This window comes from Neobacillus sp. B4I6 (genome assembly GCF_050434045.1).
In the GTDB taxonomy this organism is placed as follows: Bacteria; Bacillota; Bacilli; order Bacillales; family Cytobacillaceae; genus Neobacillus.
In genome coordinates, this window is record NZ_JBNPWB010000002.1 from 4,994,992 (window position 1) to 5,020,359 (window position 25,368).

General features: G+C 39.0%; 25 protein-coding genes and 1 other annotated feature. Of the genes, 6 read left to right on the forward strand and 19 right to left on the reverse strand.

All coding sequences use genetic code 11. The features are described 5' to 3' along the window. Nucleotides 1–8: 8 nt before the first annotated feature. Nucleotides 9–785, reverse strand: coding sequence for a hypothetical protein (locus QF028_RS26800; RefSeq protein ID WP_168241568.1), 777 nt, complete (start codon nt 783–785; stop codon nt 9–11). A gap of 229 nt (nt 786–1,014) precedes the next feature. Between QF028_RS26800 and mgtE the strand changes: the two genes are divergently transcribed. Together mgtE and QF028_RS26810 are read left to right on the forward strand one after the other, a co-directional pair. Further along, complete coding sequence (mgtE, locus tag QF028_RS26805; protein WP_429470427.1) at nt 1,015–2,373, forward strand: magnesium transporter; 1,359 nt, start codon at nt 1,015–1,017, stop codon at nt 2,371–2,373. A 357-nt stretch (nt 2,374–2,730) separates the two neighbouring features. Further along, the gene (locus QF028_RS26810) at nt 2,731–3,324 is read left to right on the forward strand and encodes a DedA family protein (protein WP_429470429.1); all 594 of its coding nucleotides are present in this window, start codon (nt 2,731–2,733) and stop codon (nt 3,322–3,324) included. On the opposite strand, the gene QF028_RS26815 is transcribed toward QF028_RS26810, so the two are convergent. From QF028_RS26815 to argS, 4 genes are all read right to left on the reverse strand, one after another. Beyond that, nucleotides 3,321–3,650, reverse strand: coding sequence for a hypothetical protein (locus QF028_RS26815; RefSeq protein WP_429470431.1), 330 nt, complete (start codon nt 3,648–3,650; stop codon nt 3,321–3,323). The two genes, QF028_RS26810 and QF028_RS26815, sit on opposite strands and share 4 nt — an antisense overlap. 15 nt (nt 3,651–3,665) lie before the next feature. Next, the gene (locus tag QF028_RS26820; RefSeq protein ID WP_429470433.1) at nt 3,666–5,492 is read right to left on the reverse strand and encodes an APC family permease; all 1,827 of its coding nucleotides are present in this window, start codon (nt 5,490–5,492) and stop codon (nt 3,666–3,668) included. A 261-nt stretch (nt 5,493–5,753) separates the two neighbouring features. Further along, the gene (locus tag QF028_RS26825) at nt 5,754–6,224 is read right to left on the reverse strand and encodes a DinB family protein (RefSeq protein WP_429470435.1); all 471 of its coding nucleotides are present in this window, start codon (nt 6,222–6,224) and stop codon (nt 5,754–5,756) included. A 63-nt stretch (nt 6,225–6,287) separates the two neighbouring features. Then, nucleotides 6,288–7,982 carry an arginine--tRNA ligase gene (gene argS, locus QF028_RS26830; RefSeq protein WP_429470437.1) on the reverse strand — a complete coding sequence of 565 codons (1,695 nt, stop codon included), beginning with the start codon at nt 7,980–7,982 and terminating at the stop codon, nt 6,288–6,290. A gap of 53 nt (nt 7,983–8,035) precedes the next feature. Then, nucleotides 8,036–8,247: a binding site (T-box leader), on the reverse strand. 103 nt (nt 8,248–8,350) lie between these two features. Between argS and QF028_RS26835 the strand changes: the two genes are divergently transcribed. Continuing rightward, nucleotides 8,351–8,608, forward strand: coding sequence for an alpha/beta-type small acid-soluble spore protein (locus QF028_RS26835; protein ID WP_168241563.1), 258 nt, complete (start codon nt 8,351–8,353; stop codon nt 8,606–8,608). 184 nt (nt 8,609–8,792) lie between these two features. After that, the gene (locus tag QF028_RS26840; RefSeq protein ID WP_429470440.1) at nt 8,793–9,068 is read left to right on the forward strand and encodes a hypothetical protein; all 276 of its coding nucleotides are present in this window, start codon (nt 8,793–8,795) and stop codon (nt 9,066–9,068) included. A 73-nt stretch (nt 9,069–9,141) separates the two neighbouring features. Here the strand turns inward: QF028_RS26840 and QF028_RS26845 are convergent, their stop codons facing one another. The 4 genes from QF028_RS26845 to QF028_RS26860 form a co-directional block, all read right to left on the reverse strand. Then, the gene (locus tag QF028_RS26845) at nt 9,142–9,714 is read right to left on the reverse strand and encodes a TetR/AcrR family transcriptional regulator (protein ID WP_429470442.1); all 573 of its coding nucleotides are present in this window, start codon (nt 9,712–9,714) and stop codon (nt 9,142–9,144) included. Nucleotides 9,715–9,842: 128 nt separating this feature from the next. Continuing rightward, a complete protein-coding gene (locus QF028_RS26850; protein WP_429470444.1) occupies nt 9,843–10,625 on the reverse strand; it encodes an ABC transporter permease in 783 nt (260 codons plus the stop codon). Between the two features lie 6 nt (nt 10,626–10,631). Continuing rightward, nucleotides 10,632–11,435, reverse strand: coding sequence for an ABC transporter permease (locus QF028_RS26855; protein WP_429470446.1), 804 nt, complete (start codon nt 11,433–11,435; stop codon nt 10,632–10,634). Continuing rightward, a complete protein-coding gene (locus tag QF028_RS26860) occupies nt 11,432–12,409 on the reverse strand; it encodes an ABC transporter ATP-binding protein (protein WP_429470448.1) in 978 nt (325 codons plus the stop codon). The genes QF028_RS26855 and QF028_RS26860 overlap by 4 nt, the downstream gene beginning before the upstream one ends. Nucleotides 12,410–12,599: 190 nt before the next feature. Here QF028_RS26860 and QF028_RS26865 point away from each other — a divergent pair, with 190 nt between their 5' ends. Both QF028_RS26865 and QF028_RS26870 read left to right on the forward strand, forming a co-directional pair. After that, nucleotides 12,600–13,211: a nuclease-related domain-containing protein gene (locus tag QF028_RS26865; RefSeq protein WP_429470450.1), complete on the forward strand. Its 612-nt coding sequence runs from the start codon at nt 12,600–12,602 to the stop codon at nt 13,209–13,211. Between the two features lie 208 nt (nt 13,212–13,419). Continuing rightward, nucleotides 13,420–14,670, forward strand: coding sequence for an ATP-binding protein (locus QF028_RS26870; RefSeq protein ID WP_215006386.1), 1,251 nt, complete (start codon nt 13,420–13,422; stop codon nt 14,668–14,670). 61 nt (nt 14,671–14,731) lie between these two features. Here the strand turns inward: QF028_RS26870 and QF028_RS26875 are convergent, their stop codons facing one another. The 10 genes from QF028_RS26875 to sigW form a co-directional block, all read right to left on the reverse strand. Beyond that, the gene (locus QF028_RS26875; RefSeq protein ID WP_429470452.1) at nt 14,732–15,649 is read right to left on the reverse strand and encodes a class I SAM-dependent methyltransferase; all 918 of its coding nucleotides are present in this window, start codon (nt 15,647–15,649) and stop codon (nt 14,732–14,734) included. A 293-nt stretch (nt 15,650–15,942) separates the two neighbouring features. Beyond that, the gene (locus QF028_RS26880) at nt 15,943–16,920 is read right to left on the reverse strand and encodes a ring-cleaving dioxygenase (RefSeq protein ID WP_429470454.1); all 978 of its coding nucleotides are present in this window, start codon (nt 16,918–16,920) and stop codon (nt 15,943–15,945) included. A gap of 146 nt (nt 16,921–17,066) precedes the next feature. Continuing rightward, entirely contained in the window at nt 17,067–17,465 is a 399-nt protein-coding gene (locus QF028_RS26885; protein ID WP_429470456.1) for a DoxX family protein, read from the reverse strand. Nucleotides 17,466–17,531: 66 nt separating this feature from the next. Continuing rightward, complete coding sequence (locus QF028_RS26890; protein WP_429470458.1) at nt 17,532–17,954, reverse strand: MarR family winged helix-turn-helix transcriptional regulator; 423 nt, start codon at nt 17,952–17,954, stop codon at nt 17,532–17,534. 345 nt (nt 17,955–18,299) lie between these two features. Further along, nucleotides 18,300–20,102 (reverse strand): glutamine--fructose-6-phosphate transaminase (isomerizing), encoded by a 1,803-nt coding sequence (glmS, locus tag QF028_RS26895; protein WP_429470460.1) that lies wholly within the window; start codon nt 20,100–20,102, stop codon nt 18,300–18,302. A gap of 477 nt (nt 20,103–20,579) precedes the next feature. Next, entirely contained in the window at nt 20,580–21,929 is a 1,350-nt protein-coding gene (gene glmM, locus QF028_RS26900; protein ID WP_429470462.1) for a phosphoglucosamine mutase, read from the reverse strand. 38 nt (nt 21,930–21,967) lie between these two features. Then, a complete protein-coding gene (locus QF028_RS26905) occupies nt 21,968–23,197 on the reverse strand; it encodes a CdaR family protein (protein ID WP_429470464.1) in 1,230 nt (409 codons plus the stop codon). Further along, nucleotides 23,190–24,017, reverse strand: coding sequence for a diadenylate cyclase CdaA (cdaA, locus tag QF028_RS26910; RefSeq protein ID WP_168241545.1), 828 nt, complete (start codon nt 24,015–24,017; stop codon nt 23,190–23,192). The genes QF028_RS26905 and cdaA overlap by 8 nt, the downstream gene beginning before the upstream one ends. A gap of 130 nt (nt 24,018–24,147) precedes the next feature. Beyond that, nucleotides 24,148–24,774 (reverse strand): zf-HC2 domain-containing protein, encoded by a 627-nt coding sequence (locus QF028_RS26915; protein ID WP_429470467.1) that lies wholly within the window; start codon nt 24,772–24,774, stop codon nt 24,148–24,150. A gap of 18 nt (nt 24,775–24,792) precedes the next feature. Further along, on the reverse strand, nt 24,793–25,356 hold the full coding sequence (sigW, locus tag QF028_RS26920) for an RNA polymerase sigma factor SigW (protein WP_088085027.1): 564 nt from the start codon (nt 25,354–25,356) through the stop codon (nt 24,793–24,795). Nucleotides 25,357–25,368 lie beyond the last annotated feature (12 nt).

A 25,368-nucleotide genomic window follows, 5' to 3' on the forward strand; every position in this document is an offset into this window, starting at 1 on the left:
CAAATGATCTAGATGACATTTAATTTCCATTCTTTTGTCTTCTTGTCAAAAATAATTTTCGCGTGATATGGTTTAGATGATATTTGATCATATTCCTCCACCATGTCATCCATATTGGCGAAATCACCAATTACCCAGATGGGAATTTCAATTTTGCCCCGCTGGTGATCTGCAGCCCGTAATGAAATGCAAATTCCTTCTTTAATGAAGGGTGTTAATGAAAGCAGGATTTCTTTATTCACCTGAGGATACGTTCTTTTTTTACGGAATCCTAGGATCGATTTTTCAATCTTAAGATCTCCTAATTTTACGGCCACTACTTCGCTAAGCACATGAAAAAAATCTTTGAAGCTGCGGTAATAAGTTTTGTTATACCAGCCATCATCTTGTGCTAAATAAACAAAACGGTTCCCTAATTTATTATAAAAAGGCATTTTCAAATGATGCTTTTGATGACCTAAGTACAATAATTCAGCGATTTCCTGTCCCGTCAGTTCATTCAACACATCTTCCTCAATAAAATCAATCCAGCAAAAGTTTTCGTAACTATAAACATTGTCTGCCGCTAACTTTTTAATTCTTTCTTCAGGGCAATATTCGAGTTGTGTATGCATATTAAAATCAGCATCATCAAAGCGGTGCTTTAGTAAAAGCAAGTGATTTAATGAACCTGAAAAAGCAGCAGCGAATTCAGCAAATTCGATACCGGAAGACATTACATACTGGTCTGTTTGGTTCAAATGGACATAGATGAGATCCTGTATGTCTTGATGATGCTTCTTCAAAGCAAAACTCCTCCGATCAACACATGAAATGATTTAGTCAATACTTCCTTATTTTATCAAATAATAGTCCAAATAGCTTATTTCAATTCTTTTACAAATAATAAGTTTGATTAACACATACTAGAATTATGCCTATTGATTATTATTTGTTAACTTTCCTTTTTCATCTATATTTCTTTATCAAATTAGAATCTATGCATTAGCAAGATAAGGAGTTGGTCTATCACCTATGATTAAAGATATGACTCAAGATGAATTAAGTCTTTATATTATTAAAACCTTAAAAGAAAATAAAAAAACTGAATTCGAAAAAATACTCGAAGAACTCCAGCCCTATGATATAGCAAAGATATATGAAGATCTACCTGAAAAACATAAAGGACGATTTCTCCTGCTTTTAAAATTTGATATTCTAGCTGATCTAATGGAAGAGCTTGATAAAGAAGACCAGCTCGGCTTATTAAATATTTTAGGAATTGAAAAATCAAGTAAGGTCCTTGATTTAATGGATAATGATGATTTGGCGTTATTGCTGCATGAATTATCACCGGAGAAGAAGGATTCCCTCCTATCTGGGATGAAAGCAGAGGAGTCTAATGCCGTCCAGGATATCATGAAATATCCTCCGGAAACAGCAGGAAGAATCATGACCAACCGATTTGTTTGGATTCGAAGCTATTTTACGGTTCGAGAAGCAGTTGATAAGTTTAAAGTATTTGCAGAATTTGCCGAATCTATTAACTATTTATATGTGATTGATGAAGACCGAAAACTTGTCGGCGTAGTTTCCTATCGTGATTTACTATTAGCAGAGCCAGACGAAAAGATACGGACGATTATGTATGAAAGGATTATTTCCGTCACGGTGGCAACAGACCAAGAGGTTGTGGCGCAAATCGTGGAGCGGTATGATTTCCTAGCCATCCCGGTTGTGGATGAGAATAATGTCCTCGTTGGGATTGTCACGGTCGATGACATTATCGACATCGTCATTCAGGAAGCAAATGAAGATATCGAAAAATTGTCCGCTACTGGGAAATCAATCGACTTTGAAACCAAAACATTAGTTGCGGCTGCAAGAAGACTCCCTTGGCTCATCCTGCTATTGTTCATCGGTGTCATCTCTGGGAGAATTATCAGCAGTTTTGAAGATACCCTCAAGCAGGTTGTGGCACTTGCCTTTTTTATGCCGATGATTGCAGGAATGACGGGAAACACTGGAACCCAATCCCTTGCGGTCGTAGTAAGAGGGCTGATTTCTTACGATATTGATAAGGGCGTAATTACCCGCTTAATCGCAAGGGAACTTGGTGTTGGGATTACGATCGGGATCACCTGCTCTGTCCTTATCGCGGTTATCGCATATATATGGCAGGGAAGTCTCATTTTAGGTGCCGTTGTCGGCTGCTCGCTCTTTTTCACGTTAATCATCGGGACACTTGCCGGGACGATTATACCTCTTATTCTTTTTCGTTTAAAAATTGACCCTGCCGTTGCCTCTGGACCACTGATCACCACCTTGAATGACATTTTTTCATTGCTTACCTACTTTGGTATTGCAACCATGTTTTTAAAATATTTAATGTAATAAGAAAAGCGCAAACGACCGTTTAGCGGCGTATGGACTGGAGCACTTTGACTAAGATAAAGGAAACACGGAGAGCGTTAGCGATCCGATGTTGACTTATCGTAGGGAAAAGGGCGAAGTACACTAGCCGCTGGGAGTTGGAGCTAGACAGTAATCTAAGTTCAAAATTTTTAACCTTCTTATTTTATAAAAAATGAAACCTTTCTTGAAGTGAATCGTTATGTAATGTAGACGTTTCAAAATTTTCATAAATTAAGCATGTCTCAATGATAAACACCATATTTATATCATTATGAGACAAACTGTTATAAAATTATTAAGTTAGACTGATTATTTTTTTATAAGTGAAGGTGGATTATGACAGACTTTATTAATAATATTTTGGAGTTTTTATCACAATTAGGATATTTCGGCATTGCCATAGGATTAATGATAGAGATTATTCCAAGTGAAATCGTCTTGGGTTATGGCGGGTATATGATTTCGCAGGGGCATCTCAATTTTATCGGGGCAGTGATTGCCGGGACGATCGGCGGAACGCTCGCCCAGTTATTTTTATATTGGGCGGGTTATTACGGAGGCAGACCTTTCTTAGAAAAATACGGAAAATATGTCCTTATTAAAAAGAATCATATTGACATTGCTGAGCAATGGTTTGAAAAATATGGCGCAGGAGTGATTTTTTCGGCGAGATTCATTCCAGTTGTCAGACACGCGATTTCCATTCCGGCGGGCATTGCCAAAATGTCAGCAACTAAATTTACCCTTTACACCGTGGCAGCCATTACCCCCTGGACCATTCTGTTTCTATACCTAGGTAAAGTCCTAGGCAGTAACTGGTCTCATATTAAAGAATACGCACAACCCTATGTGATGCCAGCCATCATCGGAGCCATTGTTCTAGGGGCGATCTACTTTTTAATCAAAAAAACAAAGAAAACCACCGATTAATCCCGGTGGTTTTGCCTTGCTGAAAATTTCCTTTGTGCCCATGCATCAAGCATTTTCACATGGTTTCTCCCAAGCGTAAATCCATATAAAATGAGTAAAACAATGATTAACGTGAAGAGGTCGACTTTCTTGGTTGCTATAAAGTTTACGATCCCCATTAACACCTGTGGAATAACCCCTGTTAGCGCAAATAAAACCGTTGCTATCTTAAACCAGAAGCTTGATTTCAAACCATACCTGGCATAAACAAGCAAGAATGTCGATGACCACGCTAATACTTCAAGACTGACTAGTATGGTCCATTTATTTTCGACCAAAAAATCCATATCCCACCCCACCTATTACTTTTTAAAATGAAATGGCAGTGTGGACACAATAACCCTCTTTTTAAAAATAAGATAGGTACGAATTAATAAACTTGATTGATTGTGCAGGATATTATGCCAACTCTTTTTGGTAATAAACTGCGGAATCAAAACCGTTACACGATAATTATTTTCCTCTGCCTTATGTTCTACTGTATCAATAAATTTCGATAACGGAATAAGCACACTTCGATAATGTGACTGTAAGGTAACGAGCCTAACATCCGGCTGCCATTGCTGCCATTTTTCTTCAAAACGCTTTTCATCCTCACGGTCAAACGACACATAAACAGCAAAGATTTGATCAGTTAGTGATTTCGCATAATTAATTGAGTTTTCAACCACTTTCGTAATCCCTGCAACAGGTACAATAATGACATTTCCCTCAATTGGCTGCGCTGGATGGTCGGGATGAATCCTCAATTGTTCACCCACCGCTTCATAATGATAATTAATTCGTTTGAAGGCAAAAACGATTATTGGTAAGAAGATCACCACAAACCATACTTGACTAAATTTCGTCAGGAAGAAAATGATTAACACGGCTAAGGTGATGAGCGCGCCAATTAAATTGGCACTAAGTTTAGCAACCCATCCGGCTGGTTTTTCACGTAACCATTTAATAATCATTCCCGTTTGAGATAAGGTGAACGGAATAAATACACCAACCGCATAAAGCGGGATTAAGTGCTCTGTTTGCCCTTTAGAGAAGATTATAAGCAAGATGGAGGCTACTCCTAAGGATACAATCCCGTTCGAATACCCGAGCCTGTCCCCCCTAATCGTAAACATTCTTGGCATATACTTATCCTTGGCAAGTGCATACGCTAATAAAGGAAAAGCAGAATATCCGGTATTAGCTGCCAGAACTAAAATGAGGGCGGTCGTTCCTTGGACAAAAAAGTAAAGATAATTACGCCCGAAGGTTTCTTTGGCAATTTGCGAGACGACCGTTTCGTCATGCTTTGGCGATATACCGTAATAATAAGCTAGGAAAGTAATCCCCGTAAATAACAAGGCAAGAAGCGTACCCATTAATATTAATGTTTTGGCCGCATTCTTTGGTGCTGGATCTTTAAAACTTGGGATCGCATTTGAAATTGCTTCTACCCCAGTTAATGCCGAGCATCCCGACGCAAAGGCGCGTAACAGCAAGAAAAGCGTAATCCCTTGAACAGGCGCTCCAATTGGTGCATGCTGGACAGTCGGTGATACATCGCCAGTCATGATTTTAAAGAGACCCACACCAATTAAAATGAACAGGGCAACAACAAACAAATAGACCGGATAAGCTAAGATTGACGCTGATTCTGTTAAACCGCGAAGATTGAGAATTGTAATCAGAACTACCAGAACACACGCAATCCCAACGGTATGCGCATGTAAGGCTGGAAAAGCTGACGTAATCGCATCCGTACCAGCAGAAACACTTACTGCCACCGTTAATATGTAATCGACTAAAAGGGATCCCCCGGCAATTAATCCTGCTTTCTCACCGATGTTCTCTTTCGAAACAATATAGGCCCCACCGCCATGAGGATAGGAATAGATAATTTGTCGATAGGAAAGGATTAGAGCCGCTAATAGAAATAATACACCAACTGCAATCGGAACAGAATACCAATAGGCGATTACGCTTACGGTTGCTAACACGATTAGGATTTGTTCAGTCCCGTATGCTACAGATGATAAGGCATCGGAAGAAAGAATGGCTAAAGCCTTGAAAATGTTTAATTTTTGTTCGCCTAGTGCCGTTGATTTTAACGGCCGGCCGATTAAGAATCTCTTAAAAGAAGAGAGCACCTGACTCACCCACCACATTAGAAGTAGAATTACCGATTGATTTTAACACAAGACAGTAGTTAATATGAAGTGTTTTCTTTTGACGAAGTACCAAATATTTCATGTAACTATCCATTAAAAATAGTATTATTACTTAGTCTTATCCTAAATAGCACGATTATGAAGAAAATTATTATTTAAGAACATATAAAATTTACAATTACCACTAACAAAAAAGCATGGAGACATTATTAAGTCTCCATGCTTTTACAGTAGCTTTTTTCAAAAAACTATTTTACCTCCATTAATGACACGTTTCATTGCCTGTATTTGGCCTAAATGAATACTCTCATGGAAAATCGCAAAATTTGTTAGTTCACCAAACGTTTCCTGACCAAGGAATAGTGTTTTTAGCCTTTGGTTAAAACTCTCCGCTGGAATTTCTTTAATCCTTGACACTTGTTCTTGCAGCTGCACAATTAATTCCTGTACCGAAGGAACATCTCCCTGCCAAGCAGCAGGACTAGTCCTCGAGGCAAATAGCTCCATATAGTTTGCTGGCAGCTGGGTTGATTTTTTCGGGAAGCCAAACATAAATTGCTCGGCAACAGTTAAGACATGGCCAACATGCCAGTGGATAGTATTGTTAAACCCTTCCGGCTGAACATCAGCAATCCCATCTTCTAGTGCATCAACACTTTTAACAAACCTATCCCTTGCTAACTCATAATGCTTAAATATTAATTCACTCATTTTGTTTTCCCTCCCATTCGATTACATAGCTATAGTTTAATTGATTTTTGCCTTGTCTGGAAACTACATTTCAACCGGAGCTTCTAATCCTAATAAACGTAATCCTTCTTTCAAAACTTCCGTTACTGCATAGACAAGCGCTAACCGTGCCTGCTGTTCTGGAGTGTCTTCAAGGATTTTTACCTCTGCATAATATTTATTGAAGGCTTGTGCTAAGTCAATAATATATTTAGCCACCTGGGATGGGTCGAAGTTGATGCAGGCTCTTTTAATGGCTGGTGAAAATTCCATTAAGAGGCGGGTTACCTTCCACTCCTTCTCCCAAGTATTTTCGTAGGATACGGCACCCAACTCCGCATTTACATTCGCCTTTCGTAAAATAGAACATGCCCTTGCATAAGTATATTGCACATAAGGGCCTGTTTCTCCTTCAAAACGAAGCATTTCCTCTAACGAAAATTCAATATCGTTCATTCGATTGTTCTTTAAGTCATGAAAAATTACCGCTCCAACGCCTACTTGTTTGGCCACATTATCTTTGTTTTGAAGGTTAGGATTCTTCTCTTCAATATTATGCCTAGCCATCGCAATCGATTCATTTAAAACTTCCTCTAATAAGACAACCTTGCCTTTGCGCGTGGACATTTTCTTTCCATCTTTTAGCATCAATCCGAATGGAATATGATGCATTTGTTTTGACCAATCGTAGCCCATCTTTGCTAACACAGCCATTAACTGTTTGAAGTGGAGGCTTTGTTCATGGCCAACCACATATAGGGATTGGACAAATTGGTATTCCTCCTGGCGATAAAGAGCCGCCGCTAAATCTCGGGTCGCATACAGCGTTGCCCCATCAGATTTTTTGATCAGGCATGGCGGCAGCTGTACTTCGGTGAGCTCGACCACCTGTGCCTGCTCGGATTCGACCAATAGCTGTTTTTCTTCAAGAAGCTTGACGACACGGTCCATTTTGTCATTATAAAAGGCTTCGCCGGCAAAAGAGTCAAATTCAACATTCATTAACTGGTATATTCGCGAAAACTCTTTTAATGACTCATCACGAAACCATTTCCAGAGTTTTAATGCTTGTTCGTCTCCTTCTTCTAGCCTTTTAAACCAGCTGCGCCCTTGGTCTTCAAGGCTTGGATTCGTCTCCGCTTCTTTGTGAAATTTTATATACAGGGTTAATAGCTCTTTAATCGGATTCTGCTTGACCTTTTCGGCATCTCCCCATAATTGATAGGCAGTGATCAGCTTCCCGAACTGTGTCCCCCAGTCACCGAGATGATTGATTTTAATCGGCTTGTAACCACATTTCTCGACAATTAATGCGAGCGAGTTGCCAATCACCGTTGAGCGCAAATGCCCCATTGAAAAGGGTTTAGCAATATTAGGGGAGGACATGTCCATGGTGACAGCACCGCCATTCCCAAACGTAAGCGCACCATACTTCCCTTTTTGCGAGATGATTTCATTCACTACTTTTTCAGAAGCCGTCTTTTTGTTTAGGAAGAAATTAAGATAGGCTCCAACCACTTCTACTTTTTCAAAAATGGGAGAGTTAATCTTCTTACTTAACTCCTCAGCAATTAGATTGGGGGATTTTCTCTTTAGCTTCGCTAGTGTAAAACAAGGAAAGGCTAAATCACCGAGCTCCTGATTCTTAGGTTTTTCAATCATCAGTTCCAGATTTGTTTGTGAAATCTCTTGGTCCAGTAAATCATGTAAAATGGCAGCAAGCTCCTGCTTAAAATTCATCTTTAATACCTCCTTTTATCTCTAAAAAAAAACAAAAAACTCCCGTCTCTATTAAAAGAGACGAGAGTTCATAATCCCGCGGTACCACTCTAATTGTTCAAAAGAACCAGCTTTCCTTTGTAACGGAGGATCCTCCGGCATACCCTACTCAAGTTCAGGTACACATCTCAAAAGTGCGCTTCATTATCTGTTCTGTTTCAGGCTCCCACCACCCCTGAATCGCTGGTACATCATAGATAACTACTCTCTTTATCATTGATTTTATCCAAATTTATTACTCGTATTATACTGGATTAAAATGGATTTTTCCAGTGATTGTTGATTATTTTTTACATTCAGGTAATCCTACAACTAAAGGAGGGATTTTTATGGCGAGAAGAAGAAATAAAATCCTTGTCCCCGAGGCGCGCAATGGCCTGGATGCGTTGAAAGCAAAGGTCGCGAATACCGGGAACCCTGAGGATGCAAAATTTGAAGCAGCAGAAGAAGTGGGTGTTCCATTGAACAAGGGATATAACGGACAGCTTACATCTGAGCAAGCCGGAAAGGTAGGCGGCAGGCTGGGCGGCAGCATGGTCCGCGAGTTGGTCAAAATGGCACAAGAAAACTTAGCAAAGAAAAAGTAATGCGCGGGGCCTAATTTGTTAGGTCTCCTTTAATTTTTAGGCTGTGTTACAGGGCATTGTTAATTTTATAGCCAAGTTGATTGGAGCGGAAATCAACAGCCAAGTTTAAAAAAGTAATTTTTTTAAAAAAAGTTTGACAATTTTGTGACAATTGATAGAATATTCTTACAAGGAGTTGATAGTGATGCAGGAAAAACACTTAAAGAGTATATTTACATTTAAGAAAACAGCAATCTTTGGAAGCGTTCTAGGGCTCATTCTTATTTTGTTAGGTCAATTTGTAAACGGTTACAATACGACTTATTTCTTAACTGCACTAGGATTTGGAATACTTGCCGGTTCCGTCGTCAATTACCTTTTTGGAACATTTTTAAGTTTAATGGAAGAACTCACTGGAAGCCGTAATAAGAAGTTGCCGAAAATTGCCACTGCTTCAAAAAATATTTATCTTTTAAAATAAGAAATCGGTAGCGCCACCTAGTGACGCACCGATTAGTTAAAAGACTTGTATTGAGGTACACACAAGTCTTTTTCTATGTGGACAAGCCTTTTACTAAAAATACTTTCATGATTTCCGCGATTTGTTCCGAGCTCAGCGGCTGATGATTTCTTTCCCAGTCTGAAACTAAGGCAATATACATTTTTAAAAGAAGAAAGCTGGTAATTTCGGTGTCGTTCGGTGGGATTGCCCCTTTCGTGATAGCCGTGTCAATCTTCTGCTTCAAATAGGCAATGATTTCATCCTCAACGTGCTGCAGCATTTCCGAAACCGCTAGAGTCCCCATTTCCGCTTCCTCTTGGACCAGTTTAATCATCAGTTGGTGCTGAGCGCGAAACTCTAATAAACGATAAAGTGCCCGATGCACGTTTTCTGTGAAGGGTAACTCTGGTTTGATGACGGATTCTGCCTCAGCAATCATTTCTTTGACCAAAGTGGAAATAATCTCTTCGAATAATTCTTCTTTATTTTTAAAAAAAGTATAAATCGTCCCTTTGCCAACATTGGCCAGCTTTGCGACTTGATCCATTGTTGTTGCTTTATAGCCAAATAATGAAAAAGACTTTGTTGCCGCTTCTACAATCATCTTTCTTCTATCTGTTGCCATGTCCACACCCCTACTGACCATTTCAGTTTTCCAGTCATTTACTTAAATATACCATAAGATAGGTTTCGTTTCCAAATAGGTTAAAAGTAAAGCCGAGTTCCGGATTAGATAAGAACTCGGCTTTTGATTTAGGAACCTGTGGAGCGATAATGTTTTACACCAAACTGCCAGACAAGGAGACACGGGAGGATAAACAAGCTGCCAGCTGCCGGGATCAGCATATATAGGAGGTCGTTCCCACTGTTCTTTCCAAGAATATAAAGAAGCGGCAAGTAATTCACGGTTCCAAACGGGATCACAAAGGTAAAAAAACGGGCTACCCACTTTTGATAAATATTTAATGGGTATTGCGCCATTTCTCTCCCGCCATCGGTAAATATATTAACCACCTCAAGACCTTCAATCGTCCAAAAACACAGGGTGGCCGCCAAGATGTAGATGCCTGTAAAAATAAGCACACCGCTAGCGATCATCAACAAGAGGGTGGCTGCTTTTACTACACTCCATTCAATGTTGAGATTGGTCAGTGCCCAGACTAAAACAATTGCACTTTGAAGGAGCCGGCCAAATCTCGTAAACTCGAATTTGGACCCGAGTACTTGAATAAACGTACTGCGAGGGCGAACGAGTAATCGATCAAATTCACCATTCCGAACCAAGCTGGAAAAAGCATCAAAACCGCGGGCAAAGCATTCACTCAGCGCAAACGCCATATGAATGATGCCGAAGCAAAGTGCTACTTCAAAGAATTGCCATCCTTTTATTTGGCCAAACCGTTCGAATAGAAAGTAAAGACCTGCAAAGATCGAAAAAGGAATAAAAAATTGGCCCAGCGTTAATAGCCAAAACGATGTCCGGTATTGCATTTGTGATTTAAAGAGAATCAATAAGTATTTAAAATATATTCTCATTTTTGGTTAACCTCCTTGGACAACAGCCTTCTTCAATACTCCATTTAGTGCCGTCCTCCCTAGCAAGACAAGACCCGCAAGATAAATCAATTGGATAATGATACCGATGATGGCGTCATGCAGTGGGATATGTCCTGAGTAAACCCTGAACGGGAAATCTGCCGTCCAGCGAAACGGCAGAACATTAGCTATTTTTTGAAGCCAGTCCGGCATAAGCGGTACAGGAATGATTAATCCAGCAAAAAATTCGCCGAGGACACCAAATATTAATAGCGATCCCATCGGGGACAAGGTCACAAATACGGATATATATAAGAACATCGAGATCGCTACTAAGAGAAGCAGGCCTAACAGTAAGGCGCTTAAGAATAATAAAAAGGCTGTTGGGCTGGGTGGAAGAGTCATGTTGTACGGCCTTGGCAAGAAGAATGAAACAATTAGAATGGGAAAGCAGCGCAAGAGGGCACTGGATAGCCGCTGCGCCAACAGCTTGGCATACCAATAACCATAGAGCTCACATGGTCGGCATAGTTCGTAAGCAATATTGCCACTTGTTATCAGATCAAATAGCTCGTTATCGCGAAACCAGATGGTAACGAACACAAGAAAGGCCTGTTGCAGCCAGATGTAGGTGATTAATTCTTTTAAGGAAATAGGAGGAGTTTTCATTGCAAATTCGTAAAATGCTTCAAATACCATAATCGTTATAAAACCCCAGAAAAATTGAGTAACTACCCCTGCCAATGCAGCAGTCCGATACTGCATTCCAATGTTTAACCGCAGCTTCAAAACAGATAGATACACCCTCATATTTTGTACTCCTTATAAAGCTGGAGAATCATTTCCTCAATCGGTTGGGATTCAATCGAAATATCAATCAACTCAAGCTTATCGGACAGCTGAGTAATGATTTCCGAAGTGTTAACCTGCTCCGTATCAATGCTGAGGATGACCCGTTCAGGCGATCTCGAAACCATGGTTGCATGTGCGATCTCAATTGGATTTTCATTTTTGCGGAAATCAGCGGTCATCGTTTTTCGGGAACCAAATTTTCTTCTTAATTCCTCTAAACCGCCGTCGTACAATAAGCTGCCTTTTCCAATTAATAGAATCCTGTCAGCCAACGCTTCGATATCATTCATATCGTGCGTGGTCAGGATGACGGTGACACCCTTTTCTTTGTTGATTGTTTTGATGAATTGGCGGACAGCTATTTTAGAAGCAGCATCAAGGCCGATGGTTGGTTCGTCTAAAAATAGGATTTTCGGATTATGTAGGAGAGAAGCTGCTATTTCACAGCGCATCCGCTGCCCTAAGCTTAATTGTCGGACGGGTGAATTGATAATGTTTTGCAGTTCTAGCGTTTCAATGAGTAGATTAATCGTAGTTTGATATTCTTGCTGGGGAGCCTTGTAGATGTCTTTTAAAAGTTCGAAGGAATCGATTACAGGAACATCCCACCATAGCTGTGAGCGCTGACCGAAAACAACTCCAATATTTTGGACATAATGCACCCGGTCTTTCCACGGTGTGTAACCCATGATCGTGCAATTCCCGGTGTCAGGCACCAGGATCCCGCTCATTATTTTTATCGTCGTCGATTTCCCCGCCCCATTCGGGCCTATATAACCGACAATTTCTCCTGGATTAATCGAAAAAGAGAGATCCTTCAGCGCGTCAACGACCGTATGTTCTCGATAAAAAAGGGACTTCGCTGCCTGTCGTAAGCCAGTCTGGCGCTGGGCCACCTTAAAAGATTTGCTTATCCCTTGTAGATGAATCAACCGTTATCCCCTCCAAATCTATTCTGAGTCACAGAGGAAAATAATAACATTTTTTCTTTATTGTTGTCAATAATTTTCTGAATAATAAAATAACTATTCTTTATAATGTTAACAAAATATACACTCATTTAGACCTATAAATTTTATAAAATGAACTTGGGAATCTATAAAGTTAGAAAGGAAGTGGCAGATGCTATTTAAATCCCGCACCAAATCAGATGAATTAAAGATTCTGTCTTACTTAAACACACGTATGAATTTACCCGAGAATGACAAGAAGTACTTTTTAATCCTTAAAAAGGGGTTTGAAGGGGAAGTGATGTTTGACTTGTTATCCGAAAAACTCCAGTATGATTGTTTAATACTGAATGATTTGTTGCTTAAGGTTAACAATACCACGTTCCAAATAGATACATTGATAATCAAGGACTCTCTTCACGTTTTTGAAGTAAAAAATTATAAGGGCAATTATTATTATGAAGCAGACAATTTCTACCCGAAGTCTGGTACTGAAATTCTCAATCCACTGGACCAACTAAAACGATGTGAATCCCTCCTCCACCAATTGCTCCAAAAAAACGGTTTCAACTTTCCCACTGAAACACGGGTGGTTTTTATCAATCCCGAATTTACTCTATATCAAGCACCTAAAAACAAACCTATTATTTACCCAACACAACTTAATAGTTTTATGAAAAATTTTGATAGCACTCCTTCAAAATTGAATAGTAAACACAAAAAGCTAGCAGAACTATTAGTTTCACTGCATATTAATAAGTCTTCATTTACTCAGGTAAACTAGATGATTATAATATAAAAGCTCTTCTTTCTACTTTTTTACAGAGAGAGGGGCTTTTTTTGTACGAGCACTTCATTATCGGTTAAGTGGGTTACATGCCTTACAGATTTGAGGTATTATTCATAGTAGATGTTTTTGTGCGGAAAGTTTATCGGTCCGTAGGGAAGGATAAATGTGGAAGCATATCATTTATGATTTTGGAGGAAGTTTATTGATTACTCTAATCAAACCACTGTTAGTTAACATCACGATCTTATTATCTTTTACATTTAATGCCAACTTATTTTTTCCCTTTCAAACGAAAGTTCCTAATGCTTTAAAACAAAAAGTGATTTATGGTTTGATTGGTTCCTTAGGAACGCTTTTTTGTATGTTTTATCCGATTGAAACCTTGGGGGCAACCCATTTTGATTTAAGGATGTGCTCCATTCTGATCCTCACTCTGTATGGGGGTTGGTTACCCGGGGGCATCGTTTTAGTAAGTGCATGCCTTGTCCGCTATTTTATCGGTGGAAAATTCCTAGCGATTGGCATTTTGGTATCCATTGTCGCCTTCTTATGTGCCCTTGCTTTCCGGAGATTTTTTCATAAATCACCTTCTAAGCTTGTGGCAGGAACAATGGTCGTTGTTTGCTATCTTATTATTTATATTACGATTCTATATTTTAGAATCAATTTTTTAAGTCTATCTTTTTATTTGATTTACTTTATTGCCTTATATATTACGGTTATGGCCCTGATCTTTGTGATTGAAAACTTGATAAAAATTAATAAGCAATTTGAGGAAATGGTTTATGTTGATAAATTGACGATGGTGGGCCAACTTACCGCCTCGATTGCGCATGAAATTAGAAACCCTCTCGCAACCATTAGAGGATTTATCCAATTTATAAGTAGAGATACGAACGATGAGCAATTAAAAAAATTTTCGCCTCTAATTATGGAAGAACTAGATCGGACCAACAGTATAATTACAAACTATTTGAAAGTTGCCAAGCCTGAACCTTTTCAGTTGGCAATTATCCCCATCAATGATGTGATGAGTGACTGCGTTCAATTAATGAGGCCTCTTGCCTCCTATTCAAATGTCATCATCGACTATGAAAATATTGAACCATTTTATGTAAATGGAGATGAGGCCCATTTAAAGCAAGCGATCATGAATGTGATCAAAAATGGGATAGAATCGATATCCAATCGGGGAAGAATTAAGATTGAGTTACATGCTAACCACTTCAAAAATACTGTTGAAATCCGTATCAAAGACAACGGAAGCGGGATGACACCAGAACAGTTAAAGCAGATTGGATTGCCCTTTTATACCACAAAAACGAAAGGGACCGGATTAGGGAGCATGGTTACCAACAAAATCATCCGGGAATTGAACGGGGCAATTGAGTATGGAAGTGAAACTAATAAAGGTACCACTGTGAAAATTGTTCTCCCTTTAAGAAATGAATAACATATGAGCCAAAGTAAAAAGACACCGTTCATAACAAATGAACGGTGTCTAAAGATTCCTGTTATTTATGAACAACTAAATGCGCAAAATGAAAATGGTCGAAGGCGTGTAATCCATCTTCTCTTCCCTTAAAATACATATCCTCGATATTAGCAGGAGAAAGATTTTCATAGAGTAACATATTACAATCCTGCAGCTCCCTATCGAGTTCAAATGGGTCAAAGCCCGTAACCATTGGTTCACCTGTATGTGCAGTAATTTGTCGCATTTGGGTTAGCTTCTTAGAGGCAATACTGTCATCAAAAGCAGTATCATCGAGGTAATCAAAGATGAATGAGCTTCCGTTTACAGACATTTCCGAAACAGAAGATAGAAGTTGATAGAAATCCTTTTTATCTAGATACATAACAACGCCCAACAGGCTAAAATAAGTATATTTTTGTTCATCATAACCGCTTTTCTTCAATCCATCATGAAGGGAGTCATTTTTAAAATCTACCGGAACAAACCTTACATTTTCGGGGATTTCAATGCCTAATTCCTCTAGCCGATTTATTTTAAAAGCTTGAGTTGCAGGGTGATCGACTTCGTAAATAACAAAATCTTCCGGCAGCCTATCTTGCCTTAAAGCAAAGGTATCGAAACCTGCACCGAGGATGACATATTGTTTAAAACCACGCTGGATTGCTGCCTTGAGTCGATCTTCTGTATACCTTGCCCGACTGACTAATTGTGGAATGGTCTGGTTGCTCATCACCCAGTGCAGTTTATCATCAAACGTTTCCAATGTTTCGCTTTTTTCTTGATCAAAGAAGGCAATAGCGTTTGCCCAATTGGCGGCGATTAGCTGTTTTTCTTCATCCATTAAAAGAGATTTGGCAATAAAGTCATTAAAAATCGGCTCTCTGCTGTTCGATGCATGATATCCCCTCGCAAAGCAACTAACTATTGCGGTTAAACTTTCCTTTTTAGACTCCAAACAAGCTCCCCCTTTTTTATAAAAATAAAAAAACTCCTCGCAAAATTCTGCTAGGAGTTTATTGTATGATGATATGTATTTTATGTCAATAAATAAATATTTTACCATATATTAATGAAATTGTCAATAAAAAATCATTGATAATCTCTAAAAGAATTTAAATAAGGGGAAAAAGACCTGATCCCAAAACACTGGACCGAGTCTTTAGCTTTAGTTGTTGGATGACAACTAAATTGAGTACTATGGAACGGCCAAACCCGCATTCACTTCTTTAATATCTGTCCATTTTCCTTTTATTCTTTGATGAATTCCTTTGTACTTCTCACTGTATCAATTGGGCGTACTAATTCTTCTATTTCTGCACGTTTAGGCTCTAAGAATGGAGGTAAAGATAATTTTTCCCCAAGCGTTTCATAAGGTTCATCTCCCATAAAACCAGGACCATCTGTAGCGAACTCAAATAAAACTTGCGGTGCAACTCTTGCGTATAATGACTCAAAAAAGTGACGATTTACATAACCGGATGTATGGAATCCGAAACTATTCAACCGTTCAATCCATTCTTCTAAAACAGAGCGATTCTCTACACGTAATGCCGCATGGTGAACCGTGCCAAAACCTTGCCGGGCTTCAGGAAGAATGGCATTATATTCTACAATGACCGATGCACCATTCCCGCCTTCCCCCACTTCAAATAAATGGAATGCCCCTTCTTTATCTGTCTCTTCAAATAATAGGACTTTTTCCATCATTTCTTTAAAGTAATCAAAGTTCGCAATGCGAACAAAAATGGGTCCTAAACCAGTAATTGCATATTCCAGTGGAATTGGACCTTTTTGCCATGGTGTTCCAGATTCCACCCCTTTATTGAATTCATCTGAAATCAATTGATATTGCTGATCATCAAAATCAATGAAAGAGAGGGTTTTCTTGCCAAATTGCTCTTTGATTCCAGTATGTTTGACTTCTAAACGATCAAAACGTTTTACCCAATAGTCTAATGATTCATCACTCGGTACACGGAACGATGTCTTTGAAATCTCGTTTGTCCCATGTAGGCCTTTAGGAATGCCGGGGAAATCAAAGAAAGTCATGTCTGTGCCTGCGCTGCCTTTATCATCTGCAAAGAATAGATGATAGGTTTGAATATCATCTTGATTTACCGTTTTTTTAACTAAACGCATACCTAAAACATAAGTAAAAAATTCATAGTTCTTTTCTGCACTGCTTGTTATAGCAGTTACATGGTGTATTCCTTTTAGATGGTTCATTATATATTCCTCCAAGATTTAATTTAAAATCAATGGTCGTAATTTTTCTTCGATCTCTTTTCGATTTGGTTCCAAAAATGGTGGAAGTGCTAATTTTTCCCCCATTGTTTCCATTGGTTCATCTCTCGCAAATCCTGGTGTGTATTTTAGAATAAAAGTGAATCTAAAGCATATTGACCGGGACCGACCAAAGCTATACCAATAGCAACTACAAGTAAAGTTAAGTTGTATTCATATCCATTAGCTGTTGCCCATAATCCGTTAGGAGCATGAACTTTCACAATCGCCATTGCCATAGTTCCTGCTATCATAATTCCTGCAAGTGGGGTTAAAAGTCCTAAGGCAAACAAGATTCCCCCAATAAGTTCTGCTAATCCTGCCAAAAGGGCCATGGTTACTCCGGGTTTCATGCCAATGGATTCAAACCACCCTCCTGTACCTTTTAAACCATAACCACCAAACCAACCAAACAATTTTTGAGCACCGTGACCCACAAATAGTAAACCAATTACCAAACGAATGATTAATAAACCAATATTTATCATATTAAATCCTCCTCCTAAATATTATTTATCTCGAATTCGAGATAATGTATTAAAAAAAATGAAAGGTTACACTTTGTTCTTTACTTTTTTCAAAAGCCGCACCAATGTCTCTGCCTCATGAGAATCTAATGAGTCAAACATTTGATTAACAAACTTATGATATTTCGGCATGATGTCGTTCATCAATTCGTTTCCATCATCAGTTAATGTCACATGTATCACCCGGCGATCATCTGGACAGGCATTTCTTCTTAATAAACCTCTTTGTTCTAGTTTATCTATAACATAGGTCATCGAACCACTTGAGACCAATATGCAATTTCCAATTTGTTGAATTGTTTGTTTCCCTTTTTGATAAAGTACCTCCAAAACAGAAAATTCCGTAATACCAAGCTTGTTTTTTGTCATTTCTTCCTTTATTCGATCATGAATTGCTTTAGATGCTTGCATTAATATCAAAAAGGGCAAATTATTGCATTTCCTCTCCATTAATTTCACCTCCCTAAATAATCTCGAATTAAAATATCTTTAATATGAGATAATAATAATACTTTTAAATTTTTTTGTCAATAACCTTTTATTTTTATTGAACTAATCTGACTCAGTAGTTTAAGTAGATTCTTTCACAATCCTCTACCAAAATTATGCAATAATTATCCATTACTTTTTAATAGTTCACGAATCCTGGTTAACAAAAAAAGACCCAACTCTAAAATTGGGTTGGGTCTTGGTTGATCACATTGTTGAAAAACAGTTTAAAGTTAGTTCCCGACTTAGTTGTCCGGTACCCAACTTTGTTGTAATTCAACATAGTTTTTTATTTAAAACTCTTATTTACTCAACAGTCACCGATTTCGCAAGGTTACGTGGCTTGTCGACGTCACAGTCGCGGTGCAGTGCAGCGTAGTATGAAAGTAACTGCATTGGTATAACAGAGATCAGCGGTGTTAATAATTCATTTACTTCTGGAATCACAAAGCTATCTTCGTCACGATCTAACCCCTTCATCGAAATGATGCATGGGTTAGCTCCACGAGCAACTACTTCCTTCACATTTCCGCGAAGGTTCATGTTTACACTTTCTTGAGTAGCTAGAGCAACAACCGGTGTACCCTCTTCAATTAAAGCAATCGTACCGTGCTTTAATTCGCCGCCTGCAAATCCTTCTGCTTGAATATAGGAAATTTCTTTAAGTTTCAAGGCACCTTCTAAACCAACATAGAAGTCAATCCCACGGCCGATGAAGAAGCAATTGCGAGTTATGGATAAAAATTCTATAGAGATATGCTCAATAAGCTCTTTTGAATCACAGAGAACTTCCATTGCGTTCGCAACAATACCAAGCTCTTTTACAAGATCAAAGTCAATTTCTAAGCTGCGGCTTTTGGCAGCAACTTCAGCTAAAATAACTAATACCGCTAACTGTGCTGTATATGCCTTCGTTGAAGCAACAGCTATTTCAGGACCTGCATGTAATAAAAGCGTATAGTCCGCTTCACGAGAAAGCGTTGAGCCTGGAACATTTGTAATCGTTAGTGTAGGGTAACCCATCTCTTTTACATTAACAAGAACGGCACGGCTGTCAGCTGTTTCTCCACTTTGTGAAATGAAGATAAATAACGGCTTTTCAGAAAGAAGCGGCATGTTATAACCGAATTCACTGGAGATATGAACCTCGACGGGGATTTTTGCCATTTTCTCAATGAACTGCTTCCCGACAAGTCCTGCATGATAGGAAGTACCAGCTGCAATAATATACAGACGATCCGCTCCGTTTAAAGCATCGATGATTTCACGATCAATGGTTAATTCACCTTGCTCATTTTGATATGTTTGGATAATACGGCGCATCACAAGCGGCTGTTCATCAATTTCCTTCAGCATGTAATGGGGATATGTTCCTTTTTCAATATCACTAGCATCAAGTTCAGCTGTATATGGTTCACGGCTGATAATTTCACCGTTCAGATTTTGTATTGTTACTTTATCCTTTGTTACGATAACAATTTCTTTGTCCATTAATTCCACGTACTGGTCAGTTACTTGCAGCATCGCCATTGCATCACTTGCCACAACATTGAAGCCTTTACCTAAACCAACAAGAAGCGGGCTTTTATTTTTGGCCACATAGATGGTTTCATTATCTTCTGCATCTAAAAGCGCTAGTGCATAAGAACCATGCAAAAGAGTCAACGTTTTACGGAAAGCCTCTAATACTTCCAAACCTTCGTTTACAAATAACTCAATCATTTGAACAATAACTTCTGTATCCGTTTCACTTTCAAACGTTACGTCAGATAAATATTCCTGTTTTAAAAGATCGTAGTTCTCAATGACCCCGTTATGAACGAGCGTAAAACGGTCAGATGTACTCTGGTGCGGATGGGAATTCCCTTTACTTGGCACCCCATGTGTTGCCCAGCGTGTATGTCCAATCCCGATATGTGCATGTACATCCTCATCAACAATACTGCGTAAATCAGCAATACGACCTTTTTCTTTAAAAACATGAATTCCGTTCTCATTCTTTACAGCGATTCCAGCTGAATCATAGCCTCTATATTCGAGTTTTTCTAAACCTTTTAGTAAAATCTCTTTCGAGTCTCTATTCCCAATATATCCAACAATTCCACACATTCTTCTGTTTCCTCCCTATCCAGGGGGCAATAATGCTTGGAGGCAATACTTGCCCCCTGATCAATTTTATGGTCAGGTATCTGTCTATACCCTTTTGAAACATTACTTCTAGTATGCGCATTTTCTTCTCTTTGTGCACAGAGTTGCCCCTGTGTTTTAAAGAAGAAATTTTCGGTTGTGCGTCTCAACCGGGAGGTATCCGCCGAACATTCGATACTCCTCCTCCTCGTCAACTAACCTCACCACTTTAGGTTAGTCCAGGCGCTTTTAAAAGAACAATTCTCTTACTACCCACCTTTCATTAAAAATATGCATTCATTCTGCTTTGAAAAAACAAAGCAAATTAATACTACTATGATTGAGCGGCACCGTCAACCAAAATCAGGGATTTTCATCTTTCTCATTACTTATTACTCATTCATAATAAAATATGCATAAGGGATTTGAATCGTTCCCTTATGCATATATTTTTCTGCTTTATTCTTTTAATTCCATTTCTTCTTTGACAACTGCCACAATCCTGTTCACATAAGATTCACAAAGCTCTTCTGTCGGTGCCTCTGCCATGACGCGAACAAGCGGTTCCGTTCCTGATGGTCGGACAAGAATTCTTCCGTTTCCTGCCATTTCAGCTTCAACTTGCTCAATAACCTCTTTTACCTTTGCATTATCGGTTACATGATGTTTATCGGTTACTCTCACATTGACAAGCTTTTGCGGGAATTTTTTCATTTCACCAGCCAACTCAGAAAGAGGCTTCCCAGTTGCTTTCATAATATTGACTAATTGCAGGCCTGATAATAAACCGTCACCTGTGGTGTTATAGTCTAAGAAAATAATATGGCCTGATTGTTCGCCGCCCAGATTAAACCCATTTTTCTTCATTTCTTCGACAACATAACGGTCACCTACCGCTGTCGGTACACTATGGATCCCATGTGCCTCAAGTGCTTTATAGAAGCCGAGATTACTCATAACGGTTGACACGATCGTCCCATGCTTTAAGCGGCCTTGCTCTTTCATATATTTACCGCAAATGTACATGATTTGGTCCCCATCAACAATTGTTCCATTTTCATCAATCGCAATCAAACGGTCGCCATCACCGTCAAAGGAGAGACCTACATCGGCACCTTTTTCTTTGACTAAGGCTGCTAGTGCTTCAGGATGAGTTGAGCCCACTCCTGCATTGATATTTAAGCCATTGGGAGAGGCGCCCATTGTTGATAGATCCGCATCTAAATCGGCAAATAAGTGTGCCGCTAGAGACGACGTTGCCCCGTGTGCACAATCTAAGGCAATATGGATTCCTGTAAAATCTTCATCCACACTATTTTTCAAATATTGGAGATACTTTTGACCGCCTTCGAAATAATCCATGACTTGACCAAGTTCCGAACCCACTGGTCGAGGCAGTTGATCTTCTGGTAAATCGATGAGCGTCTCAATTTCTAATTCCTGCTCATCGGAAAGCTTAAAGCCATCGGGACCAAAAAATTTAATGCCGTTATCAGCCACTGGATTATGAGAAGCAGAAATCATGACTCCTGCTTGGGCACCTAAAGCTTTGGTTAAATATGAAACACCTGGAGTAGATATAACTCCTAAACGCATAACTTCGGCTCCAATGGATAATAACCCAGCCACAAGGGCTCCTTCTAACATATGGCCAGATATACGCGTATCCCGTCCGATGAGTACTTTGGGACGATCTTTATCCTTTGTTAAAACATATCCGCCATAACGGCCTAATTTAAAGGCCAACTCAGGTGTTAATTCGCTATTTGCTATTCCACGTACCCCGTCGGTCCCGAAATATTTTCCCATTTTAAAAATCTCTCCTTCAACATGTGTATTGCTAGATATTAGGCATTATTTTTTTCGATCGTAATTTTCGCTGATGATTTAGTAGGTTTCCACTTTACAGCCGAAGGTCCTTCCACGTGAATGTCCACTATATGATCCCCTTCTACAAGGCCAGACAAATCAATAAAGACTTTGAAATCCTCAGGCCTGATGCTGCTAACTGCCGAAGAAGGACCATTAATAAGTATATTTATCATTTGATTTCCTGGATCGTTAACCGTGGCCTTATATTCTTCGGATAATCCTTGAATGTTTAACGGTACATCCGAAACTGTTTTTTCTTCTTGTTTTTTGACCACAACGGTTGCTTTTACGATTTGCGGGGTAACCTTTGTAATTCCATTAGAAATAATGACAGGCAATGTAAGGGTGGTGTTATCGGTAATTTTACTGAGATCAACCTCAACACGGACATTATCCGTATTTTTAAGAACATCTTCATCCCCTGTGATTGTTGCCTCTTTTTCATCGATATCAATCGATTCAATCGTCACACCTTCCGGGGCAGTACCATTTCTAACAATTTTTATCGGTACAGTCTTACTGTTGCTTTTTATTGGTATCGTGATTTCTACCGTTTCCGGATCCACCACTACATTTAACTTATTTAGATCTTTATCAAGAACCTGGACATGAGCCTCTTCTGAAATGGTTTCTTTCAGTTGACCTTTTTCCTCAAGGGCAGCCTTTACATACGTAATCCGATCGATGACACTTTTGGCACCGGTAATCTTCACTTTATTTGGCTCGACAACGGGTTGTCCTGCAGAATAACCCGCTTCTATTTGGCTCGCATTAAATTCTGCCTCAACTTTAAATTCCTTTGTGATTTTTTCCTGAACAGATACAGTTACACTAGCTGGTTTCACAGTCGCACTCAATTTATCCGACAGGTCTCTTACTTTTAATTTTACTTTCTGTTTCCCAATTTTGGCTTTTGATAAATCTACGTAAACCTCAAAATTTTTCAACGCTTTGGCAGACTGAATGTGCGTTATAGGTCCTTTTAAAGTGATATCAACCGTGGCTGGAATTCCTGACACCACTAGATTTTCCGTATCATAATAAACCTTTACAGGAATATTGGTAATGGTTTCTGTTGATTGCTCTCCTGGCACATTCACATCCGTTATTTTTTTACCTGTATGTGGTACAGAAGAATATAAAAGTACCGCTAACAACAAGGCAAGAATTTTAATAAACCAAGGATTATCCATCAATTTATCCATTATTTTTCCCCCTCCAGTTCCAACGAGCTGAAGAAGCTTGTTTTGTTTTCAAATGAATGAACAATTCACTCGTAAGTAATTCTTTCAGTTGCTCTGTATTAATCGCTCGGTGAAGCTCCCCGTTCTTTGTAAGGGAAATATGACCTGTCTCTTCAGAAACGATGACAGTGACACTATCAGTCACTTCACTTATTCCTAATGCAGCCCGATGTCTGGTTCCCAGCTCCTTAGAAATAAACGGGCTTTCGGATAACGGCAGATAGCATGCGGCGGCTGCAACATTATTTTTTTGGATGATTACTGCACCATCATGGAGCGGTGTATTTGGGATAAAAATATTAATCAGCAATTCAGAAGAAATATTGGAATTTAGCTGGATCCCCGTTTCTATGTAATCGCCCATTCCCGTTTCTCTCTCGATCGAGATTAACGCCCCAATACGACGCTTTGCCATATAATCAGTTGCCTTAACAATTGCCTCAACTGTTTTTTCCGGATCTTCATCATCCAGATTACTGCTTCTTGAAAAGAACTTCCCCCTGCCTAATTGCTCGAGGGCTCTTCTAAGTTCTGGCTGAAATATAATAATAATCGCAAGAAACCCGTATGTTATCGCCTGTTCCATCATCCAGCTTAATGTTTGGAAGCCTAGAAACTCACTGACAACTCTGACTAGAAGAATAACGAGAATGCCTTTTAGTAATTGAACGGCCTTCGTTCCTCTAATCACATTGATCAGCTTGTAAATGACATACCATACGAGGACAATATCAACAATACTAGCTAAATACTTCCATAGTTCGAAATCAGCAAACGGCATTGTTCTTCCTCCGTAATTTTCTTTAACACAAATAAATTACAACCTATTTATTATACCATAAATACCACTTGTACCTATTATATGTATCTGGGTAAAAAAACAAATCACCCGATCAGAGTGATTTGTTTTTTTATTTGGTTTCTGGTTGGTCTTCCAATATTTGAACCACATCTTGTGCGGTCTTTTTAATATGATACCAAATCCAATCGAACACTTCATTTACCTCTTCAATCTGCCCTGTTACATGTCCTGCAGAGGCCAAATATTTTTCACCATTGATAACTGTCACATCACCTTGGACTTCACCTTCAATTTCTAATGTCCCATTTCGAACAATGACATCGCCCTTGACCGTCTCACCTTTAGGTACAATAACCGTATTATTTTTAACTATTAAGTTTTTTTGCTTCGATACAGAAAACTCTCGATCTTGATTCCAAGTAGAAAATACGCTTCCCATCATTAATATGAGAAATAAAGAGGCAGCTGCAAGCAAAGGATGGTTTTTCAACCAACGCTGCATCCAAATCTTTCGTTTCTCTTTTGGTAAACGAGACAACACATTGGCTGTAAAGCCATCAGGTACCTGCATATGTGACACACTCTTTACAAAAGCGATCGTCTTATTTAGCTCATTAAATATAGCCTCGCATTCTTTGCAGTTTTGGAGGTGTTCTCTTAATATTCGTTCTTGATCAGGTGTAATTTCTTCATCTAAGTATTCATGCATTAGTTCGATGATTTGTTCTGGACACATTAACAGTTTCACCTCTTATCACACATATCTTAATTGTTGTCTTAACGCTTCCCGGCCACGGTGAATCCTTGTTTTAACCGTTCCAAGTGGTAAATCAAGAATTTCGCTAATTTCATTTAAGGACAACTCTTCAATATATTTTAATACGATGGCTGTCCGATATTTATCGGGCAGTTTTAATATCTCTTTCTGGACCGTATCCTGCAGCTCTAAGCTTTCTACTTCTGACTCTGGCAACGGTGTGTTCGAAGGGATCTGCGAATACATTGTTAATCCTTCTGTCCCTGCAACCTCTGCATCTAAATAATGATCCGGTTTCTTTTTTCGCATTCGGTCAATACACAGATTGGTTGCTATCCGAAAAAGCCAAGTTGAAAATTTCAAGTCTTGATTAAAGGTTTTGATATTCACATAAGCACGAATAAAAGCTTCCTGTGCCATATCCTCAGCTTCATGACGATTTCCAAGCATCCGAAAACAAAGTTGATAAATACTGTTTTTATATATTTCAACGATTTCACCAAAGGCATCTTGGTCCCCTTTGATTACTTGTTTTATTCTCTTTTTTACAATTGCATCCATTACGTTACCTCA